The organism is Rhodococcus gordoniae, from assembly GCF_001646655.1.
GTDB classification, from domain to species: Bacteria; Actinomycetota; Actinomycetes; order Mycobacteriales; family Mycobacteriaceae; genus Rhodococcus; species Rhodococcus gordoniae.
On sequence record NZ_LPZN01000008.1, the window covers coordinates 1 to 20,900 of the forward strand.

A 20,900-nucleotide genomic window follows, 5' to 3' on the forward strand; every position below is an offset into this window, starting at 1 on the left:
CGTGGACGAAGTGGACGAAGTGGAGGAGCCGGCGATCAGCGCAACGCGAGCTTCGCGCGCGCCTGGTCGGCGAACTCGGAATCGACCATGAGGTCGTAGCGGGTGGCCTCGATGCTCTTCCGCGAGACGAAGTCGCGGCGCCCTCCGGTGCTCCAGTGGGTGACGAAGCCGAGTGATCCTCCCCATACGGCACCGACGGCGACGGCGGCGAGGATCACGGCGGCCATACCGGTGGCCGGGAGGAACAATGCCAGGAGCAGGCCGAAGAGCAGGCCGGTCCAGATGCCTGCGGCGGTACCGCGGAGCGCGGCCCTGCCGGTGGTCATCCGGCCTTCGATGTGTTCGACGGTGGTGACCCCCTGCCCGACGACGCGCAGGTATTCGACCGGGAAGCCTTCGTCGGACAGGTGGTCGATGGCCCGCTCGACCGCGGCGTAGGTGCGGTAGCTCTCGAGGAGGGTTTCGGATTCGGCGTCGTGCACGGGTGCAGGCGCGTAGATATCTGTCATGCGTTCCCCTATCGTCGACAATTGGAACGATACGCTTATCGTAGCGTATCGTTTCGTAGTGTTTGATTCGGGGTCTTCTTTTCGGGAGACTCGGGAATCCTGCGGGTGTACGCCTGCGCGAGGAGGATGTGGACATGGTGGGCGAGGCCGAGGCGCAGTCCGTGGCAGTGACATCGCGACGTCCCGTCAAGGAGCGCGCCGGGACGGACGCACGCATCGTGAAGGCTGCGCTCGAGATCCTTCGTCTGCACGGCCCCAACCGCGTCACCGTCGAAGCGGTCGCGGCGCTGTCGGGGGTCGCGAAGACGACGATCTACCGGCGCTATGCGAATCGCGAGGAGATTCTCGACGCGGCACTGCATTCGCAGGTGGCCTCGCCGTGCGTTCCCGACGGGCTGTGCGTCTACGACCGCGTCAAGTGGACCCTCGAGCTGATCCGTCGTGGGCTGTCGAACGAGGTGGGCATGGGGAGCGTCAGCGCACTGCTCACCGACCAGGAACCGGGTGTCACGGAATCGATCCGCGAGATCATCAACGCCCGGAGCGAGGTCGTCGCAGACGTGCTCCGCACCGCGATCGACTCGGGCGCGCTGCGCAAGGACATCGACGTCGACACTGCCGTCTCGATGCTCGTCGGGGCGTACCTCGGTGCGTACCTGCGTCACGGCGAGGTGGGAGAGTCCTGGGCGGACGAAGTCGTCCACATCGTCTGTCCCGAACTCGAACCGGACACCGAGGTGCATCGGCCGTAGGCTCGACGACGTGACCGGGTCGAGTCGATGCGTCGTGGCGGTCGTGGGATCGCTCAACCTCGACCTGACGGTCGTCGTGGCGCGTGCTCCCGAAGAAGGTGAGACGGTGCTCGGCCGGCACCTGAGTACCTATCCGGGCGGCAAGGGTGCGAACCAGGCCGTCGGCGCGGCACGACTCGCTCCCACCGCCATCGTCGGTGCCGTCGGCAGCGATCACGCCGCCGACGTGCTCCGGGGCGTGCAGCAGAAGGCCGGGGTCGACACCTCCCACCTCCGCACCATGCCGGGACCGACCGGCCGGGCCGTCATCGTCGTCTCCGACGACGGACAGAACCGGATCGTCGTCGTTCCGGAGGCCAACTCGCTGCTGAAGGCCGAGGACGTCACCACCGCCCTCGACGCCCTCGATCCCGCCGTGGTGCTCACCCAACTCGAGCTTCTTCCTGCGGTGACCTGGGCCGCCGCCCGATGGGCGCACGATCACGACCGCCGGTTCGTGCTCAATCCGAGCCCGGCCGTCGACCTGGACGACCACGTCCTCGCCGGCGCCGACCCGCTCGTGCTCAACGAGCAGGAGGCCCTGCACTACGCGAACCTTCCCGCAGGCACCCCTTTCGACGACGTCGTCACCCACCTGCTCGGGCTGGTGCGAACCGTGGTGATCACCCGTGGCGGGGAGGACGTGGTCGTCGGAACCGAGGACGCGATCGAACACCTCCGGGTCCCGCAGGTCGACGTCGTCGATACGACGGGTGCCGGCGACCATTTCGCCGGCACCCTCGCCGCCCTGCTCGGCAACGGGGAGGACCTGTTCGCGGCAGCGCGCCGGGCGTCGGCCGACGCTGCACGGCTGGTCGCATCCCGGCGTGCCGACCGCTGAAGCAGCGGAGCACCACGTCAGGGTGGCGGAAGCAGTTCGCCCTTGCCGCTGCGGAGCCAGCGCCCGGGGAGCCGGCCCGCGAGATCGCCGAGCGGACCGACGGCCCCGCGCAGCAGCTCGACCGTTTCCTGCAGCATGTCGATGCTCGCGTTCATCTGCGAGATACCGGGCGCGAGGTGAGAGAGTGTCTCCGAGAGCGAGACGATCTGATCGAGCGGCCCGCCTTCGGCGAGCAGTCGTTCCAGGGCTCCCTGTTCGGAGAGCAGGACGTCGAGCACGCCGCCCTGGGCGAGGGCGCGCTCGACGACCCCGCCGGGCCGGATCGCCACGTCGACGATGCCGCCCGGTGCGGTGAGCCGTTCGACGGCACCGTCCTGGGCGAGCAGCCGTTCGAGCGGACCGTCGTGCGCCGTGAGGCGATCGAGCAGGCCGCCTTCGGAGACGAGACGGTCGAGGGCGCCGTCGTCGGCGAGGATCCGGTCGAGCGGGCCACCGGGTGCGGTGAGCCGGTCGACGGGTCCGCCCGGTGCGAGCAACCGGTCGAGCAGTCCGCCCGGTTCGGTGAGTCGATCCACGGTTCCGCCCGGTGCGAGCAGGCGGTCGAGCGGACCACCGGGACGCAGGGCGTGGCCGAGTCCGCGGTCCTCGGAGGTGAGCTTCGAGATCTGCTGCAGCAGCCCCACCGAACTGCGGGTGTCGGGCAGGCCGACCGCGCCGAGCGCCGAGTAGGTGGCGGGAGACACCGCGACCCGCACGGTGCCGACGACCGTCTCGGCGACGCTCAGGGCGGTCTCGGCCGCGGTCAGACCCACACGCACCGGCAACACGAGTACGGACCCGAGGTTCATGGGACCGACTGTAACGGTCGGTACCCGAGAACGTCGGTGCCCGAGAACGTCAGTGCCCGAGTTTGAGTCCGACGACGCACAGCACGATGCCCGCGATCAGAGCGATCTTCAGCAGTGATGCGGTCTCGGTGCCGGTGACCATCGCGTAGCCGACCGTGAGCGCGGCACCGATACCCACCCAGATCGCGTAGGCCGTACCGACCGGCAGGGTGCGCAAGGCATACGCGAGTCCGGCCATGCTCAGGACGAGGGCGACGACGAACACCAGCGTCGGAGTGAGCCGGCTGAAGCCGGCGGATCTGCCGAGGGCGGTGGCCCATACGGCTTCGAGCACACCCGACAGGACGAGAACGATCCAGGCCATGACGTACAACGCTCCTGCACCGTCTTGTCGCTGGCCGGGTACGGTGCGCTCGTCCGGGAGGCCGACTACGGCCACCTTCATCCAGGTTAGGAATTACGGGCGAGGATTGGCAAATTGCTCAGGACACATGCAACAGCTGTGATTCCTGCGCAACGACTGTGCACGAGCATCCGCCGTCCAGTTCGGTGCATTCGAGAACGAGAGTGTGCCGCACGATCTCGAGATCGACGCAGTCGGGATCGGTGCAGTCCACCTGCGTGCCGGCGTGGATCACGAGGGTGCCGTGGCAGTGGTCGAGATCGTGGTTGCACTGTGAGCACGTCATGACCCCTTGATAGCACTGCGGCCGGAGAGTGTGGTGAGGATGGGGCGTCGCGCTGTCCGGTTCGTCCGGTGAGCGAGCCTCGACGTCCCACGACTATCGTGAGCACGCACAACGAACGGATGCGACGACTCGGGGAGCAACCACATATGGGGATCGCGGACGTGGTCGGGAAGGCCGCGCGGAACGCGTGGTCGCTGTTCGCCGCCGACGGCATCGCGCCTCCCCACCGCACTCCCTCGGTGATCGTCGGGAAGGGCCACCACCGGACACTGCGACGTTTCGTACCGGAGAACGCCGGTCCTCCCGTACTGCTCGTGACCCCGCTCGCCGCGTCGCCCACCTGCTTCGACCTGATGCCGGGGCAGAGCCTCGTCGAGCACCTGCTCGCTCTCGGACACAGCGTCTTCCTCGTCGAGTACGGCGAGATGACCCCCGACGACCGCGACCTCGGGCTCGAATTCTGGATCGACGACGTGATCCCCGAAGCGATCGCCCGCACGTCCGAACTGTGCGGGAACCGCGAGGTGGACGTGGTGGCGTGGAGTATCGGGGGCACGCTGGCGATGCTCACCGCGGCGGCACATCCCGGCCTGCCGATACGGTCGCTCACGGCCTTCGGCAGTCCGCTCGACTACTCCGCGATCCCGGTGATGGCGCTGCCTCGGCTCTTCGGCCGGTTCGTCGCCGAACCCGCACTCGGTCTGCTCGACGCGGTCTTCGGCGGGGTACCCGCACCCCTCGTGCGCACGGCCTACCGCCTCACCGCGATCGAACGCGAGATCCACCGCCCGTGGTTCGTGGCGACACATCTCACCGATGCCGAGACGCTCGCGCGGATGGAATGCGTCGACCGGTTCCAGGACGAGATCCACGGCTACGCCGGACGGGTGTTCCGTCAGCTCGCGACGAGCGTGACCATCGACAACGAGCTCGCCACCGGGCGTCTGCGGCTCGGCGACCGGGTCGTCGACCTCGCCGACGTCGCGGTGCCGGTGCTCGCGCTCGGCGGCGAGGACGACGTGCTCGCCCCGATCCCGGCCGTGGAGCCCGTCACGAGACTGCTCAGCGGCACGCAGGTGCGGTTCGTCCGCGTCCCGGGAACGCACCTCGGCATGCTCACCGGCAGCGCCGCACGCGACACCTCATGGATCGAACTGGACGTCTTCCTGCGCGAATCCCCCACGAACAGCAACGCGCCGGCCGCCACGCTTCCCGTCGAACAGGAAGTCGGGACGACCGGCGTGTGAGGCGTTGCGTCGCCCGGCCTGTCAATGCGTTCCGGCGACCTCGGGAGCCGACGTCTCCACCTCGTCCGGCCCGGGCTCCGCGGCCCGCCGGACGAACAGCGATCCGACGACGGCGATCACGGCGATCACCGCGCCCCATGTGAACGCTCCGTGGACACCGTCCGCGAGCGCGCCTGCGGGATCGTCGGCGCTCTCGGCGCCCGCGACCGTCGTGCGGGTCAGCACCGTGATGAACAGCGCCGTACCGGCCGCGCCGGCGACCTGCTGCATCGTGCTCACGATCGCACTGCCGTGGGAGTACAGCCGCCGCGGCAGCGCCCCGAGCGCCGAGGTCAGCAGCGGCGAGAACATCAGCGCGAGACCGATGTTGAGCAGCACGTGCCAGGCGATGACCGTGCCGGTCGCGGTGGCCGCGTCGAAGGTCGTCATGCCCCACATCGCGACGCAGGCGATCAGCGCGCCCGGTGCGACCAGCGGCCGCGGACCGAACCGGTCGAACAACCGTCCGACGATGTAGCCGAGCAGACCCATCGCCAGGCCGCCGGGCAGCAACATCAGGCCGGTGGCCAGCGTCGACTGTCCCAGCACGTTCTGCAGGTAGATCGGCAGCAGGATGAGCGTGCCGAACAGCGACATCATGCTCACCGACACGAGCGCCACCGCGAGCGAGAACGCCGGCGTGCGGAACGCGCGCAGGTCGAGCAGGGCGCCGTCGCCGAGGCGGAGCTGACGCAGGACGAAGAGCGCGAGCGAGGCGAGTCCGACGACCAGTGGCAACCACGGCGGCAGCAGCGGATCGCCCTCGGCGGCCTCACCGAGACTGCTCAGACCGAAGACCAGACCGCTGAAACCGAGGGCGGACAGCGCCACCGACGGGGCGTCGAGCGGCACCGGAACCGGTTCGGTGACGTTGCGGATCCAGCTCAGGCCGAGCGTCGTCGCGACGACCGCGATCGGCAGCACCAGCAAGAACATCCACCGCCAGCTCAGCTGGTCGAGCACGACGCCACCGATGGTCGGGCCGATCGCAGGTGCGACGGCGATGACGATCGAGATCACGCCCATCGTGCGCCCGCGACGCTCGGCGGGTACCAGGTTGAGCACCGTCGTGAACAGCAGCGGAAGCATCACCGCGGTGCCCACGGCCTGGACGACACGGCCCAGCACGAGGACCGGGAAGATCGGCGCGATCGCGGCGATCAGGGTGCCGATCAGGAAGCTGCCCATCGCGATCGCGAAGACCGTGCGCAGCGACAAGCGGGTGAGCAGATAACCCGTGATGGGAATGACGACGGCCATGGTCAGCATGAACGCCGTGGTGAGCCATTGGGCGGTGGCCGCGCCGACGTCGAACTCGACCATCAGTTTCGGCAGCGCGACGCTCATGATCGTCTCGTTGAGGATGACCACGAACGCGGCCCCGACGAGGACGGCGATCAGCAGACCGGCTCGCGGTGCGGGAGGACTCGGTGGAGTAGAGGACACGAGGACCTCAACGGGATACCGGTCGGAATTGTTCCACCGGCATCCCGTGAACGGGAGATCAGTCCGGGACGTGCTCGCCGTGACCCTGTTCGCGGAGGGCGTCCTTGATCTTCTGCTGCGCGCGGTCGAGCGATTCGGGCGACGGATCCTTGTCGGCCGTCGCGAAGTCGAAGTCGCCGAGGGAGTAGGCGGGGAAGACGTGCAGATGCAGGTGGGGGACTTCCAGACCCGCGATCATCAGACCGGCGCGCGGCGCGTCGAAGGCGGCGGTGACGGCGCGACCCAGGATGCGGGCGACGTCGTTCACCTTCGCCCACAGGTCGTCGTCCACGTTCTGCCAGTGGTCGACCTCCTGCCGCGGCACCACCAGCACGTGCCCTTCGGTGAAGGGGTTGATGGTCAGGAACGAGACGACGTCGTCGTCCTGCCAGACGAAGCGGCCCGGCAGTTCACCGGCGATGATCTTGCTGAACACGGAAGCCATACCCGGAGGATAAAGGACACCGTGTCCACCGGAGGTGTTCCGTGACATCGGCTGCCGCGACGGTGAGGAGGGCAGCGATGTGGGCGTGTCGGGAGGTCGCGACGGCTCCTGTGCGGTGAGCGGTCGTATCGTCGGGCGCATGGGAGGAGAGGAGAACGTCCGGGAGGCGCCGCTGCGCGTACTCGTGGACGAACTCGTCACGCACGTCCTCGTGGGACTTCCCGTGGACCGGCGCACGGTCGTCGGGTTGTGCGGGCCACCGGGTGCCGGGAAGAGCCGTGCTGCGGCCCTGCTCGTCTACGCGCTGCGGTGCGCGGGGGTGTCCACCGGTCAGGTGCCGATGGACGGCTACCACCTGTCCAACCGCCAGCTCGACACTTTCGGTGCGCGCGACCGGAAGGGAGCACCCGACACCTTCGACGTCGCGGGTTTCCGCGACATGCTGAGCCGGGTGCGGCAGTGCCGCGACGAGACGATCTATGCTCCCGACTTCTCCCGGGCCCTCGACGAACCGATCGCAGCGGTGCACGCCGTCCCATCCGATGCGCGGGTGATCGTCACCGAGGGCAACTATCTGATGTTCGAGACCGGGGGATGGGAACACATCCACCCGCTGCTCGACCTCGTCATCTATATCGACGCGCCCCGCCGCACGCTCACGCGACGTCTCGTCCGGAGGCACCGCCACCACGGACGGGACGACGACGGGGCGCGCGAATGGGTGCGCACGGTCGATCTGCCGAATGCGGAAGCCGTCCAGCGCACCCGCTCCCGCGCCGATCTCGTGTGGAGACCGGTCCCGTAGTCTGTCCTGCGTGCGCGTACTCGTTATCGGCTCCGGTGCCCGTGAACATGCTCTGGCTCTCGCTCTGTCCCGAGACCCCGGCGTGACCGCCGTGCTGGCGGCGCCCGGCAATCCCGGTATCGCGAACGTCGCCGAGCTGTTCCCGGTCGACGCCGCCTCCGCCGACAGTGTCGTCGCCCTCGCGACCGAGCAGAAGGCCGACCTCGTGGTGATCGGCCCCGAGGTTCCGCTCGTCCTCGGTGTGGCCGACGCCGTCCGCGCCGCGGGTATCCCCTGCTTCGGTCCGTCCGCCGCCGCCGCCCGCATCGAGGGGTCGAAGGCGTTCGCGAAGGACGTCATGGCCGCCGCCGGCGTGCGCACCGCCCACAGTGAGGTCGTCGACAGCCCCGCGACCATCGACGAGGCACTCGACCGCTTCGGACCGACCTGGGTGGTCAAGGACGACGGTCTCGCCGCAGGCAAGGGTGTCGTCGTCACCACCGACCGCGATGCCGCCCGCGATCATGCTGTCGAGATCCTCGAGAACGGGCACCCCGTTCTGCTGGAGTCCTTCCTCGACGGTCCCGAGGTCTCGTTGTTCTGCCTGGTCGACGGTGAGACGGTCGTGCCGTTGCTCCCGGCGCAGGATCACAAGCGCGTGGGGGAGGGCGACACCGGCCCCAATACCGGCGGAATGGGTGCCTACACCCCGTTGCCGTGGCTGCCCGAGGGCAGCGTCGAGCAGATCGTCTCCGAGGTCGTCGAACCGGTCGCGGCCGAGATGGTGCGGCGCGGATGCGGCTTCTCCGGACTGCTCTACGCGGGTCTGGCGATGGGCGCCGAAGGTCCGGCCGTGGTCGAGTTCAACTGCCGCTTCGGCGATCCCGAGACCCAGGCCGTGCTCGCGCTGCTCGAGTCGCCGCTGGGTGAGGTCCTGAACGCGGTGGCCACCGGTACCCTCGCCGATCGCCCGCCGCTTCGCTGGAAGGGCGGCGCCGCGGTGACCGTGGTGCTCGCCGCCGAGCACTACCCGTCCACCCCGCGTACCGGCGACGTGATCACCGGTGCCGAGGGCGAGACGGTGCTGCATGCCGGCACCAGGCGTCGCGACGACGGTGCGCTGGTCTCCGCCGGTGGGCGCGTGCTCAACGTGATCGGCGTGGGCGCCGATCTCGCGGCCGCGCGCGAAGCCGCTTATGATCGGCTCGCCACCGTGAAGCTGCCGGGCGGTCACTTCCGCCGCGACATCGGTATGGCGGCCGTCGAGGGCCGGATCTCGGTCTAGCCTTTCATCCTCGTTCTCCACCTTGCACCTACCGGTTGTATGTTGCACACTCGGTGCATCTTGATGCCAGCAGGGGTGACAGCATGGTTTTTCGAGGACGAACGCCGACGCCGGACCCGACACCGCTACGGCACCACAACGTCGTCGTGAACGAGCTGCCGGACGATGTCGTCGTCGAGCGCGACGTGCCCGTCCGCACTGCGGACGGCACCGTCCTGCGAGCCGACGTCTACCGCCCCGCGAGTGCCGGTGAACAGGACCGGTGCCCCGTACTGGTGGCAGTCACCCCCTACGGCAAGAACGCCGGCGTCGACCGGTATCCCGTCGACTTCGACGAGCTCGCCGAATCCGGCAACCACATCGGCGACCTCGAACTCAGCGACTGCACCTCCTTCGAGGCACCCGATCCCGCCTACTGGGTTCCTCGCGGCTACGTCCTCGTCGTCGCCGACATGCGCGGCCACCACGCCAGCGGCGGCCGGCCGCGCATGCTGCTCGGCCGGGCCGCGCTCGACTGCGCGGCCGTCGTGGAATGGGCCGGCAGCCAGGAGTGGAGCAACGGCCGGGTCGGTCTCGCCGGCGCCGACTATCTCGCGACCCTGCAGTGGTACACCGCGGCACTGAACCCGCCCTACCTCGCGGCCATCGCCCCCTGGGAGGGCGTGAGCGATCCCTGCCGCGACATCCTCACCCAGGGTGGCATCCCCGAGACCCGTTACAGCGAGTTCTGGTACAGCGCGATGAACACCGGGGTGCGCTGCGGCGCCGTGTCCCTCCGGCGGTTCACCCCGTGGCTGTTGCGCCGGTTCCCCGACTTCTTCCGTCACGTCGCCCCGCCTCCCCGGCTCGAGGACGTCACCGTGCCCGCGCTGGTGGGAGTCTCCTGGTCGGATCAGGGCCCCCGCGCCCGCGGAGCGGTCGAGGGTTACCGCCGCATCGGGTCGGAGCACAAGTGGCTCTACACCCACGGGCGGAAGATGTGGCAGACCTTCTACGGCAACGAAGCGCTCGACTACCAGCGACGTTTCTTCGACCACTACCTCAAGGACGAGGACAACGGCTTCGCCGACACCCCGCGCGTGCGCCTCGAGACCCGCCACGACCTCCGGACCTATTCCGAACGCCTCGAGTCCGAGTGGCCCGTGCCCGGCACCCGCTACGTCTCACTCCACCTCGACCACGCGAACGCCGCTCTGAGCACCACGCCGTGTGGGAGCCGGCAGTTCCGGCGCACCTTCCCCGTCGCGGGCGACGAACTCGTCTTCACCCACACCTTCGCCGAGGACACCGAGATCACCGGGCACGCAGCACTGCGTCTGTGGGTGCAGGCGAAGGATGCCGACGACATGGACCTGTTCGTCGGCCTGGCCAAGCGCGACGAATACGGCCGCGACGTGTGGTTCGAAGGCCACGGCGGATACGAGAAGGGATTCGTCGCCCACGGCTGGATGCGGGTCTCCCGCCGGGCATTGGACCCGGAAGCCTCCACCGCCTACCGCCCCGTCCACGACCGGAAGAAGTACTGGCCGCTGCTGCCGGACCAGATCGTGCCGGTCGACATCGAGATCATGCCGCACAGCACCTTCTTCGAGGCCGGTTCCAGCCTCGTTCTCGTCATCGCCGGCCACGATCTCGACGAGAATCCGCGCGTCGGCCACGACCGCACGATCAACAAGGGCTTCCACATCGTGCATGCGGGCGGACAGTTCGACTCGCATCTGCTGTTGCCGGTCGTGCCGCAGCCGGCGCCGGAACCCGAGGTGACGGCCACCGGCGCGGAGGCCGCGCCTGCGCAGGTCGTCGATCGTCCGGACTATCCGATCGCGTGGGGTGCTCTCGCCCGGCTTCAGCGCGTCCGGCTCTGAGGAACGACGCGCGCGTACTACCGTCGTCGACGTGCGCCCCGAATCCCAACGCTCTGCTATCGAGACGTTCCACGTCATGGATGTGTGGAAGGCGGCCGCCGAGCGGCAGCGCTCCCACGGCGACGTCCTGAGTCTCGCCGCCGGACAACCGTCGACCCCCGCACCCGCCCCCGTGCTCCGCGCCGCGAACCTCGCGATCGACGCGGAACTGCTGGGCTACACGGAAACCTTCGGCATCCTGCCGTTGCGCGAGGAGATCGCGGCGTACCACCGCCACAAGTACGGCATCGACGTCGATCCGGACGACGTCGTCGTCACCACCGGCTCCTCCGGTGCCTTCACCCTGGTGTTCCTCGCGGCTTTCGACGTCGGCGACACCGTCGTCGTCGCCCGGCCCGGTTACCCGGCCTACCGCAACACCCTCGCCGCGCTCGGCTGCCGCGTCGTCGAACTCGACTGCGGCCCGCAGACCCGCTACCAGCCGACCGTCGCGATGCTCGAGGAACTCGACACTCCGCCCGCGGGTGTCGTCGTCGCCAGTCCCGCGAACCCCACCGGCACGATGATCGAACCGGACGAGCTCGCGGCGCTCGCGCGCTGGTGCGACGAGCACGGCAGCCTCCTCGTCTCCGACGAGATCTACCACGGCATCGAATTCGGTACTCCCGGCTCACCCGCGACCTCCACCGCCTGGGCGACCTCCCGCGAATCCGTGGTGATCGGCTCGGTGTCGAAGTACTTCTCGATGACCGGCTGGCGACTCGGCTGGATGCTCGCGCCGGAGAGGATGCGGCCGGCGCTGCAGCGACTCGCGTCGAACATGACGGTGTGCCCGCCGTCGATCTCCCAGTTCGCGGCGATCGAGGCGTTCGGGACCGAGGCCCGCACCGAACTCGACGGGCACGTCTCCCGGTACGCCGTGAACCGGGAACTGCTGCTCGAAGGACTGCCGGATCTCGGCATCACGAAACTCGCACCGGCCGACGGCGCCTTCTACGTCTACGCCGACATCGGGCATCTGCTCGACGGCGAGAACTCGACGGCGTGGTGCGCGCGACTGCTCCACGACACCGGTCTCGCGCTCGCCCCGGGTGTCGACTTCGACACCGTGCGCGGCGACGGCACCGTGCGACTGTCGTTCGCGGGATCGACCGCCGACGTCACCGCGGCGCTCGACCGGCTGGCGGGGTGGCTGCCCGTCTCGTGATCACCGGCCCCGGCCGCCGAGGGCGGGTCACCGCCCGTCGGCGATGATCCGCGCGATGTTCCGTTCGGCCAGCGCGGCGATGGTCAGCGAGGGGTTGGCGGTGCCGGTGCTGCCCGGGATCAGTGCGCCGTCGACGACGTAGAGACCGGGATGGCCGTGGACGCGGCCGTAACCGTCGGTCGCGTCGCCGAGCACCGCACCACCGAGCGGGTGCGCGGTGAACGTCGCATTGACGTCCTCGGCCATCGGTGATGCGCCCGGAATCGTGCCGCCGGCCTGTGCCATCGCGTTGTGCACGGCCCGCAGTGCGTCGACGCTCTCGCGCTCACCGCCCGCCGGCCAGTTCAGGACGGCACGGTCGGCGCCCGCGTCGTAGGTGAAGTCGGCGCGAGTCGGATCGAGGGTCATGCCGAGCGAGGCGAGCATCCCGACGTCTTTCGCGGTGCCCGCGACGAACCAGTTCTCGAGGCTCAGGGGCAGGCCCGACTCGTCGACGATCCGCGACGCCGACGGCGCTCCCTGGTCGCCGCCGAAACCGTCGGTGAGAGCGAACGACCGCACGAGCACGGCGTCGCCGTTGGTGCCCCAGCCCCGCCCGACGCGCTCGTCGAGGTTCGGCAACGAACCGGTGTGCCGGGCCTTGACGAGCAGTTCGGTGGTGCCGACCGATCCGGCCCCGAGGACGAGGCGATCGCACGTGATCGTGGTGGTGCGCAGCACCGCACCCGTCGGGTCGACGGCCTGCACGTCGAGCCGGTAACGGCCGTTGCCGTCCTGGCCGACGGCGAGCACCCGGTGGCCGTGGCACACCAGCGTGCGACCGGTCGCCTCGGCTGCCGGGATGTAGTTCCGGGTGAGATCGAACTTCGCGCCGTTCGAATTGCCGAGATTGCTCTCGCCCGCGACGGCCGACCGGCGCACCGAACCGGCGAGTTCGGCACGCACGACGTCCCAGTCCCAGATCCCGTCGATGCGGTGCGGACTGTAGCCGGCGGCGCGTGCGTCGTCGTCCCAGCGCCGCGAATGCGTGAACTCCCCGGCGTTGTAGATGTCGTCGGGCATCGGATCGAGGCGCAGCATCGAGCGCACCTTCGGGTACCAGGTGGACGTCATCTCGTCGTAGGAGAGGCGGTCGCCGAAGACGTGCTCGAAGAAGTGCCGTTCGGGGGCGATCATCACGCCGGTGAAGACGATCGATCCGCCGCCCACCGCGGCACCGCGCCACACCGACATGTTCGGGTAGTCGACCACGTCGAGGACGCCGGCGAAGTCGTCGCACACCACCGGGATGCCGGTCGGACCGGTGAACCGGGTGCGGTGGTGGTAGCCGCGACCGTCGGCGAGCAGGTCGGTCGTGAAGATCTCCCGGTGCGGGTCGCGGGGCCAGCGCATACCGCGCTCGAGCATCGTGACCCGGTTCCCGGCCTCGGCCAGGCGCAGGGCGGCGACACTCGCGCCGAAACCGGAACCCACCACGACGACCTCGGAGTGCTCCGGCGGGGTGGGCGGCGGCACGAACAGTTCGGGTACGAGACGGCGGTACTCCTCGAGCCCGACGGGCAATGCGTTCGCCCGGGGGAGCCCGAGGCCGGAGATGGCGGACAGGTCGGAGCCGACGGCACCGGTACCGGCCAGCGCAGCCCCGAGAACGGATGCCTGCAGAAAGCGTCGACGTCTCATCCGGTACGGCTCCGATCGTTCGATGACCTGTGCACGGGAAGCACCCGCCGAGACTCGACACGCGCGGGCGGGCGTAATGGTACCGGTTGGTCTCGAATTCCGTTTTCCCCTGGTGAGACCCCCGAGCTGTCACCATGAGAGTGTGTCGATTGCTGCAACCCCGAAGGGCGAACGGCGCCGTCAGGCGCTGGTCGAAGCAGCAGCCGACCTCATTCTCGAGGGCGGTATCGACGCCGTACGCCACCGCGCCGTCGCCACCCGCGCGGGTCTTCCACTCGCGTCGACGACCTACTATTTCGCATCGCTCGACGATCTCGTCGCGTGCGCGGTGGACTACAACAGCGAACGGGAACTGGATGCGATGCGGGCGCGGGTCCGCGATATCCAGCAGCTTCCGCGCAGCCTCGAAGGCACGGCCGATCTCATCGTCGACCTGCTGATAGGGCCCCGGGAGGACGACGGCGGAATCGACCGCGAACGCCTGATCTCGCGATACGAACGGTGCGTCGCCACGGCCCGCTATCCGGAACTGCACGACGTGCAGGTACGAATGCGCGAACAGATCGACGACCTGCTCACCGACCTGCTCGAACGCTGCTGCCGATCGGTGCGGCCCCGGGAGGTGCGCCGGCTCGTGGCGGTGGTGGACGGCGCGGTCCTCGGCGGGCTGGGTGAGTTCGATCCCGACCCGCGCTCGCTCGCGCGCGGCATCCTGCTCGACGTCGTGGAGACCGTCGCGCCCCCGGCCGAGGAGTGAGGTCGGGGAATACCTGGGCAGGACCGGACCGTAAACTCACTTCTGTGAGCCACATCCCCAACGTCCTCGCCACTCGCTACGCCAGTCCCGAACTCAGGGATCTGTGGTCGCCCGAGCACAAGATCGTGCTCGAGAGGCAGCTGTGGCTCGCGGTGCTGCGGGCGCAGGCCGAGCTCGGGATCGACGTTCCGGCCGAGGCGATCGCCGATTACGAACGCGTCGTCGAGCAGGTCGATCTCGACTCCATCGCGGCGCGGGAGCGCGTCACCCGCCACGACGTCAAGGCTCGCATCGAGGAGTTCAACGCGCTCGCCGGGCACGAGCACGTCCACAAGGGCATGACCAGCCGCGACCTCACGGAGAACGTCGAACAACTGCAGATCCTGCGGTCGCTCGAACACGTCCACTCCCACGGTGTCGCCGTGGCCGCGCGGCTCGCCGAGCGCGCGACCGAGTACGCCTCGCTGGTCATGGCCGGTCGCTCGCACAACGTCGCGGCGCAGGCCACCACCCTCGGCAAGCGTTTCGCCTCCGCGGCCGACGAGCTGCTCATCGCTCTGCAGCGTGTCCGGGAGCTGATCGCCCGGTACCCGCTGCGGGGGATCAAGGGCCCCATGGGCACCGCCCAGGACATGCTCGACCTGCTCGGCGGCGATGCCGCGAAGCTCGCGCAGCTCGAGCAGAAGGTCGCGCAGCATCTCGGCTTCGCGAACGTCGTCACCAGCGTGGGCCAGGTCTACCCGCGCTCGCTCGACCACGACGTGCTCTCCGCGCTCGTGCAGGTCGGTGCCGGCCCCGCGTCGTTCGCCCACACCATCCGGCTCATGGCCGGTCACGAACTCGTCACCGAAGGATTCCAGCCCGGCCAGGTGGGTTCGTCCGCGATGCCGCACAAGATGAACACCCGTTCGTGCGAGCGCGTCGACGGTCTGCAGGTCGTCCTGCGCGGATACGCCTCCATGGCCGCCGAACTCGCCGGTGCGCAGTGGAACGAGGGCGACGTCTTCTGCTCCGTCGTCCGGCGGGTCGCCCTTCCCGACGCCTTCTTCGCGATCGACGGCCAGATGGAGACCTTCCTGACGGTCCTCGCCGAGTTCGGCGCCTACCCGGCGGTGATCGAGAAGGAACTCGTGCGGTACCTGCCGTTCCTGGCGACCACCAAGGTGCTCATGGCCGCCGTGCGGGCCGGGGTGGGTCGCGAGACCGCTCACGAGGCCATCAAGGAACACGCCGTGTCCGTTGCGCTCGCGATGCGCGAGCAGGGCCGCGAACCCGATCTGCTCGACCGTCTCGCCGCCGACGACCGGCTCCCACTCGACCGCGCCGCACTCGATGCGGCCCTGGCCGACCGGGAGGTCTTCGCCGGAGCCGCGGTGGCACAGGTCGACGCGGTCGTCGCGGCGGTGCAGGATCTCGTCGCGCAGTATCCGGAAGCGGCGAAGTACACGCCGGCACCGATTCTGTAGGAAGCGGGTTCGGGAAGAACAAGAGACCGACTACCGGGGGGAGTGTCCGATGGGGGTGGCGGTATCAGCAGGGGAGAACGAAATGTCGGTGAAACAGGGAAATACGGGTCGGGTGCGTGATGCAGCGCGGACACGCACCGCACTGCTCGACGCAGCGCTCGAAGTGTTCCTGCGCGACGGGTACGCAGCGGCGGCCACGGAGGAGATCGTCTCGGTGGCGGGGGTGACGCGCGGTGCGCTGTACCACCACTTCGCCGACAAGCGGGATCTGTTCCGCGGTGTCATCGAGCGTATCCAGAAGGAAACAGAAGGCTCCCTGGCTCCCGCCGAGCCGATCGAGGACGCATGGGAAGGCTTCACCTCGGCCGTGCTCGCGTCGCTCGACGCGGTCTACGACCAGGCGACGCGCCGGTTGTTGCTGATCGAAGCTCCCGCTGTCCTCGGCTGGACCGAAGTGCGGGAGACGCATCGGCATTCGTCCCTGAAGTCGATCGAGCGCACGCTCGTCACCGTCGACCCCGACGTCTACGAGATGTCGTCCACGCGGACGTCGGTACTCGCCCACCTGCTCATCGCGGCCGTCGAGGAAGCGATGCTGTGCCTCGCGCACAGCGACGATCCGGTGCGCGACCGGCCCGCGGTGGAGGGCGAACTGCTGCGTCTCCTCGAAGCGGCCCGGGGTCCGGCGCACGCGGAGGAGTCCACGCCCCGGTGACGGACTGCATCTTCTGCGCCATCGTGGCCGGGCAGTCGCCGGCCAGTGTCGTACTCGACGAACCCGACGTGCTCGCGTTCATGGACATCCGTCCGTTCACCCCGGGACACCTGCTCGTGATTCCGAAACGGCACGCGTCCGGACTGGCACAGCTCGATCCGGAGGACGGAGCGAAGGTGTTCGCCGCCGGACAACGGATCGCCACGGCGATGCGCGCGTCCGAACTGCCGATCGAGGGCGTGAACATGTTCCTCGCCGACGGTGTGGCCGCCGGCCAAGAGGTCTTCCACGTGCACCTGCACCTCGTGCCGCGCACGGCCGGTGACGGTTTCGGGATCCGCGCCCACTGGCAGACACCGAACCGGACCGTGCTCGACGGCACCGCCGCCACGATCCGCACCGCGGTGGAGTCGCACCGGTCGTGATCCGGTGACAGACGCATACATCCAGCCGATCGCACCGGTCGGCGGTTCCCTCGCATGGTCCGCGCTGGTCGCCGTGCTCCCGCTGCTCACCATGCTCGTCCTGCTCGCCGTCTTCCGATTGCGGTCGCATTCCGCGGCGGGAATCGCAGTGGTGGTTGCGCTCGTGGTGGGCACCGCCGTCTACGGCATGCCGATCGGGTCGGCGCTCAGCGCCGGGATCGAAGGCGCCGTCTTCGGGCTCTTCCCGATCATGTGGACGGTGGTCAACGCCGTCTGGGTGTACCGGCTCACCGTCGAATCCGGGCACTTCGACGTCCTCACCCGCGCATTCGGGCGGATCTCCCCGGATCCGCGCATCCTCGCGATCGTCATCGCCTTCCTGTTCGGCGCGCTGCTCGAGGCGGTCGCCGGCTTCGGCACGCCCATCGTCGTCGCGACCGTCGTGCTCATCGGTGCCGGACTGCCGCCGGTGCGTGCGGCCGCTGCGGCCCTGCTCGCCAACTCGGTCGTCACACCGCTCGGCGTCATGGGCACCCCGATCCTGACGATGTCGCGCGTCTCGGAGATCCCCATCGACGAGATCGGCCCGGTCGTCGCGCGGCAGGTCTGCCTGCTCGCGGTCTTCGTCCCGCTCGTGCTGGTCGCGGTGATCGGCGGATGGCGCGGCGTCCGGGAGACGTGGCCGGTCGCGCTCGCCGTCGGACTCGCCTTCGCCGCCGCCCAGTTCGTATGCGCGAGCTACCTCACGGTGGGGCTGAGCAACATCGCGGCTGCCGCGGCGGGTCTGCTCGTGCTGCTGGTCGCGGTGAAGGTGCACCCCACCCAGCGTCGGGCCCGCCGGGCCGCGCCCGAACGGATCCACGATTCGCGCCGCCGCGTCGTCGAGGCCTTCGCGCCCTACGCGTTGATCGTGATCGTCTTCCTCGTCAGCCGGTTCGGGCCGGTCGCGTCGCTGCTGTCGAACGCGAGCCTGTCGTTCCCGTGGCCCGGTGTGGACGTGACCACCACCGACGGGGACGTTCCCACCGCGGAGACCTTCACCATCGATCTGCTCACCGCTCCGGGCAGTCTCGTCTTCGTCGCCGCGCTGCTGTCGATGCCGGTGCTGAAGGTCGCGGTGCCGGATGCGGCGCGCTGTTTCGTCGCCGCGGTCGTGCAGTTGCGGTGGTCGTTCGCGACGGTCACGGCGGTTCTCGCCCTGGCGTACGTGATGAACCTGTCCGGGCAGACCGCCACGATCGGTGGATTCCTCGCCGGCGCCGGAGCGGCCTTCGCGCTGTTGTCGCCGGTCCTCGGCTGGCTCGGTGTGGTGGTCACCGGATCGAACACCGCCTCGAACGCGATGTTCGGCAGCCTGCAGGTCGCCGCGGCCCAGCAATCGGGTCTCGACCCGACCGTGCTGGTCGCGGGGAACATGGCCGGCGGCACCACCGGTACCCCGATCGCGTTGCAGAACCTCGCCCTCGTGTCGTCGGTGAAGGGACTGTCCGGCAAGGACGGGCTCCTCCTGCGCCGGATCTGGCCGCTGAGCATCGCCGGGGTCGTGGTGCTCGCCGTCCTCGTGTGGCTGCAGTCCACCTCGGTGCTGGGCTGGATGGTGCCCTGACCCTTGCCGGGACCGCTTCTCGAGAACCCGAAGCGGGTGGGGAAGCCGGGGGATCCGCCGCGCGCGCCAACTACAGCTGCCACAGCCTCGCGATCACGGCCGCCCGGGTTCCGTCAGAGCGATCCGGCCTTCAGCGCCGCCGCGTTGACGCGGACGAGCGTGGCGTGCAGGTCCTGGAGTTCGTCGACTCCGACACCGAGGGCGTCGACGACCTGTCCCGGTACCGACTCGGCCTCGGCGCGCAGGGCTCGTCCGGCCTCGGTGAGCTCGAGGACGAGTTGCCGTTCGTCGGTCACGCTGCGCCGACGGGTGATCAGACCCAGCGACTCGAGCCGCTTGAGCAGCGGCGAGAGGGTGGGGGAGTCGAGCTGGAGCAACTGCCCGACCTGCTTGCTCGTCGCCGGCGAGTCCTCCCACAGGGCGAGCATCACCAGATACTGAGGGTGGGTCAGGCCGAGCCTGTCGAGGATCGGCCGGTAGACCGCGAGCACGGAGCGGTTCGCCACGGCGAGCGCGAAACACACCTGCCGCTCCAGCGCGAGAGGATCATCGCCGGAAGCAGGAAGATGGGTGGCCGGGGACTCGACGCTCATGAATCGACGATACCCAACCGGTTCGCCCACCCCGCTCCTCACGGTTGATAGTCGGGGTAGGTGGTGTGCAGCTTCAGGTAGCCGGTGACGTTCTCGAGCAACCATCCCTCGCTCTCCTCCGGGGTCACGCCGTCGCAGACCGCGTCGCCCTCGATGCAGACCCGTTCGACGGCGATCGTGCCGAAATCGTCGCGGCCGCCGCCGAGCGTGATACCCGGTGCGACCTCACCGGGAAACAGGGTCTCCACACCCCGGGTGTCACGCGGATCCGAATACAGCACACCGCTGATGCGATCCGGCGGCACCGAGTCGTCGGACGCGATCTCGGCGAGGACGTTGCCGGCGATCGAGGCGCCCTGCGAGTAGCCGAGGACGACGAGTTCACTGTCGGGGCACGAGCCGTGCCGGACGGTGATCGTCTCGCGCAGTCGCTGATGGCCGATCCTCTTGGATTCGTCGTAGGCGAGACGTCCGGAGCCCTCGCTCGAACCGGATTCGGGCACCGGCACCACGACGGCGGGATAGCGGATGTGCTCGATCACGGTGCCGGGTGCCGCATAGCGCGCCGAGATCTTCGCGAGGGGTGAATCGGGATCGATCGAATCGGGAGAATCGATGTTGCGGGTTCCGTCGACCGCGAGGACGAACCGTTCGGGGCACGGGCGGAAGGTCTCCGCACCGGCAGTGGCGGCAGCGACGGCAGGGCCTGCCACTCCGAGTGCGAGTCCGGCGACGATCGCCGGGAGGCGACGTGAACAACCGAAGCGGGACATGACAGTCTCCTGTGATCGACCCCGACACCGATGGTTGCCGAACGAGAGAATTGTCCGATTCGACGCTTTTCTCGCCGGAAACTCGCTATGTCGAGTGTAGTCGGTTACAAAGTCACAGACCGACCGTTCGGAATTATGGATGCACCGTCACTCGAGTCCCGTGCTCCGCAGGGTGATGTTGAGGCGTCCGGTGGCGAGTCCGCAGCGGGCGCTTCCGGTGTCGGGGTACACGACGGGCACCCCGTGATAGGCGAACCGCGATGGCCCTCCGAACACGAACAGGTCGCCCGATTCGAGACGCACATCGGTGTACGGCCGGCCGCGCGACTCGCTGGTTCCGAACCGGAACAGGCACGCGTCCCCGAAACTGAGCGACACGATCGGCGCGCTGACCCGTTCGTCCTTGTCCTGATGCATGCCCATCCGGGCGTCGCGGTCGTAGAAATTGATCAGGGCGGTATCGGGTTCGTACTCGTTCCCGGCCGCCGGATCGTCGTAGGCATCGGCAACGGCACGCCGTCCGAGTTCGACGAGTCGGTCGGGAAGCGGCGGTACGGCAGCGTCGTCGACGTCGACCGCGGTGCGGGTGTAGCGGTACGGCGACCAGTGCCATCCGAGGCACACCGTGCTCACCGACATTCGTCCGCCGCCCGGTAGCAGCGTGTGCCGCATCGGCGCCGGCGGGCGCGCCCACTCACGACACGACTCGACGAGTTCGCGCTGTTCGTCCGGGTCGAGCCAGTCGGGCACGTGGACGGCGCCCGGCGCAATCTCGCGCCGCGGCCGGGAGACGGAGAACAATTCGTCCATCCCGGGTGTTCGACCTCCGTGCGTGTGGGCGGTACGTGTA

The 20,900-nt window shown here is 69.1% G+C and carries 22 protein-coding genes and 1 riboswitch; of the genes, 12 read left to right on the plus strand and 10 right to left on the minus strand.

Annotation, left to right across the window (positions count from 1 at the left end):
• Positions 1-35: 35 nt before the first annotated feature.
• Positions 36-509 carry a YflT domain-containing protein gene (locus A8G18_RS05680; protein WP_064063083.1) on the minus strand — a complete coding sequence of 158 codons (474 nt, stop codon included), beginning with the start codon at positions 507-509 and terminating at the stop codon, positions 36-38.
• A 134-nt stretch (positions 510-643) separates the two neighbouring features.
• Here A8G18_RS05680 and A8G18_RS05685 point away from each other — a divergent pair, with 134 nt between their 5' ends.
• Positions 644-1,261, plus strand: coding sequence for a TetR/AcrR family transcriptional regulator (locus tag A8G18_RS05685; RefSeq protein ID WP_037222065.1), 618 nt, complete (start codon positions 644-646; stop codon positions 1,259-1,261).
• 10 nt (positions 1,262-1,271) lie between these two features.
• Positions 1,272-2,141, plus strand: a complete 870-nt coding sequence (locus A8G18_RS05690; protein WP_084421541.1) for a ribokinase — start codon at positions 1,272-1,274, stop codon at positions 2,139-2,141.
• 17 nt (positions 2,142-2,158) lie between these two features.
• Here A8G18_RS05690 and A8G18_RS05695 read toward each other — a convergent pair whose 3' ends face one another.
• From A8G18_RS05695 to A8G18_RS05705, 3 genes are all read right to left on the minus strand, one after another.
• Entirely contained in the window at positions 2,159-2,989 is an 831-nt protein-coding gene (locus A8G18_RS05695) for a hypothetical protein (protein WP_064063085.1), read from the minus strand.
• 49 nt (positions 2,990-3,038) lie between these two features.
• Positions 3,039-3,353, minus strand: coding sequence for a DMT family transporter (locus A8G18_RS05700; RefSeq protein ID WP_064063104.1), 315 nt, complete (start codon positions 3,351-3,353; stop codon positions 3,039-3,041).
• 13 nt (positions 3,354-3,366) lie between these two features.
• Positions 3,367-3,431: riboswitch (guanidine-III (ykkC-III) riboswitch) on the minus strand.
• A gap of 40 nt (positions 3,432-3,471) precedes the next feature.
• Entirely contained in the window at positions 3,472-3,678 is a 207-nt protein-coding gene (locus A8G18_RS05705) for a hypothetical protein (RefSeq protein WP_064063086.1), read from the minus strand.
• A 98-nt stretch (positions 3,679-3,776) separates the two neighbouring features.
• Between A8G18_RS05705 and A8G18_RS05710 the strand changes: the two genes are divergently transcribed.
• Positions 3,777-4,925: an alpha/beta hydrolase gene (locus A8G18_RS05710; protein ID WP_245207781.1), complete on the plus strand. Its 1,149-nt coding sequence runs from the start codon at positions 3,777-3,779 to the stop codon at positions 4,923-4,925.
• A 21-nt stretch (positions 4,926-4,946) separates the two neighbouring features.
• On the opposite strand, the gene A8G18_RS05715 is transcribed toward A8G18_RS05710, so the two are convergent.
• Positions 4,947-6,410 carry an MDR family MFS transporter gene (locus tag A8G18_RS05715; RefSeq protein ID WP_064063088.1) on the minus strand — a complete coding sequence of 488 codons (1,464 nt, stop codon included), beginning with the start codon at positions 6,408-6,410 and terminating at the stop codon, positions 4,947-4,949.
• Positions 6,411-6,468: 58 nt separating this feature from the next.
• Complete coding sequence (locus tag A8G18_RS05720) at positions 6,469-6,894, minus strand: HIT family protein (RefSeq protein WP_064063089.1); 426 nt, start codon at positions 6,892-6,894, stop codon at positions 6,469-6,471.
• Positions 6,895-7,033: 139 nt separating this feature from the next.
• On the opposite strand from A8G18_RS05720, the gene A8G18_RS05725 reads away from it, so the two are divergent.
• The 4 genes from A8G18_RS05725 to A8G18_RS05740 all read left to right on the plus strand — a co-directional run bounded on the left by A8G18_RS05725 (position 7,034) and on the right by A8G18_RS05740 (position 12,035).
• Positions 7,034-7,699 (plus strand): nucleoside/nucleotide kinase family protein, encoded by a 666-nt coding sequence (locus A8G18_RS05725; RefSeq protein ID WP_064063105.1) that lies wholly within the window; start codon positions 7,034-7,036, stop codon positions 7,697-7,699.
• A gap of 10 nt (positions 7,700-7,709) precedes the next feature.
• Positions 7,710-8,963, plus strand: a complete 1,254-nt coding sequence (gene purD / locus A8G18_RS05730) for a phosphoribosylamine--glycine ligase (RefSeq protein ID WP_064063090.1) — start codon at positions 7,710-7,712, stop codon at positions 8,961-8,963.
• 146 nt (positions 8,964-9,109) lie between these two features.
• Positions 9,110-10,828 (plus strand): CocE/NonD family hydrolase, encoded by a 1,719-nt coding sequence (locus A8G18_RS05735; protein ID WP_064063091.1) that lies wholly within the window; start codon positions 9,110-9,112, stop codon positions 10,826-10,828.
• A 31-nt stretch (positions 10,829-10,859) separates the two neighbouring features.
• Complete coding sequence (locus A8G18_RS05740) at positions 10,860-12,035, plus strand: pyridoxal phosphate-dependent aminotransferase (protein WP_064063106.1); 1,176 nt, start codon at positions 10,860-10,862, stop codon at positions 12,033-12,035.
• A gap of 27 nt (positions 12,036-12,062) precedes the next feature.
• On the opposite strand, the gene A8G18_RS05745 is transcribed toward A8G18_RS05740, so the two are convergent.
• Entirely contained in the window at positions 12,063-13,715 is a 1,653-nt protein-coding gene (locus A8G18_RS05745; RefSeq protein WP_064063092.1) for a GMC oxidoreductase, read from the minus strand.
• A 142-nt stretch (positions 13,716-13,857) separates the two neighbouring features.
• Here A8G18_RS05745 and A8G18_RS05750 point away from each other — a divergent pair, with 142 nt between their 5' ends.
• The 5 genes from A8G18_RS05750 to A8G18_RS05770 all read left to right on the plus strand — a co-directional run bounded on the left by A8G18_RS05750 (position 13,858) and on the right by A8G18_RS05770 (position 18,684).
• Complete coding sequence (locus A8G18_RS05750; protein ID WP_016933406.1) at positions 13,858-14,472, plus strand: TetR/AcrR family transcriptional regulator; 615 nt, start codon at positions 13,858-13,860, stop codon at positions 14,470-14,472.
• 44 nt (positions 14,473-14,516) lie between these two features.
• Positions 14,517-15,938: an adenylosuccinate lyase gene (gene purB, locus A8G18_RS05755; protein ID WP_064063093.1), complete on the plus strand. Its 1,422-nt coding sequence runs from the start codon at positions 14,517-14,519 to the stop codon at positions 15,936-15,938.
• A gap of 82 nt (positions 15,939-16,020) precedes the next feature.
• The gene (locus A8G18_RS05760; protein WP_172506080.1) at positions 16,021-16,653 is read left to right on the plus strand and encodes a TetR/AcrR family transcriptional regulator; all 633 of its coding nucleotides are present in this window, start codon (positions 16,021-16,023) and stop codon (positions 16,651-16,653) included.
• Positions 16,650-17,078 carry an HIT family protein gene (locus A8G18_RS05765; protein WP_064063095.1) on the plus strand — a complete coding sequence of 143 codons (429 nt, stop codon included), beginning with the start codon at positions 16,650-16,652 and terminating at the stop codon, positions 17,076-17,078. Before A8G18_RS05760 ends, A8G18_RS05765 begins: the two co-directional genes overlap by 4 nt.
• A gap of 4 nt (positions 17,079-17,082) precedes the next feature.
• A complete protein-coding gene (locus A8G18_RS05770) occupies positions 17,083-18,684 on the plus strand; it encodes an L-lactate permease (protein WP_064063096.1) in 1,602 nt (533 codons plus the stop codon).
• A gap of 113 nt (positions 18,685-18,797) precedes the next feature.
• Here the strand turns inward: A8G18_RS05770 and A8G18_RS05775 are convergent, their stop codons facing one another.
• The 3 genes from A8G18_RS05775 to A8G18_RS05785 form a co-directional block, all read right to left on the minus strand.
• Entirely contained in the window at positions 18,798-19,277 is a 480-nt protein-coding gene (locus A8G18_RS05775) for a MarR family winged helix-turn-helix transcriptional regulator (RefSeq protein ID WP_064063097.1), read from the minus strand.
• A gap of 38 nt (positions 19,278-19,315) precedes the next feature.
• Entirely contained in the window at positions 19,316-20,050 is a 735-nt protein-coding gene (locus A8G18_RS05780) for a cutinase family protein (RefSeq protein WP_064063098.1), read from the minus strand.
• 147 nt (positions 20,051-20,197) lie between these two features.
• The gene (locus A8G18_RS05785; protein WP_064063099.1) at positions 20,198-20,860 is read right to left on the minus strand and encodes an alpha-ketoglutarate-dependent dioxygenase AlkB family protein; all 663 of its coding nucleotides are present in this window, start codon (positions 20,858-20,860) and stop codon (positions 20,198-20,200) included.
• Positions 20,861-20,900 lie beyond the last annotated feature (40 nt).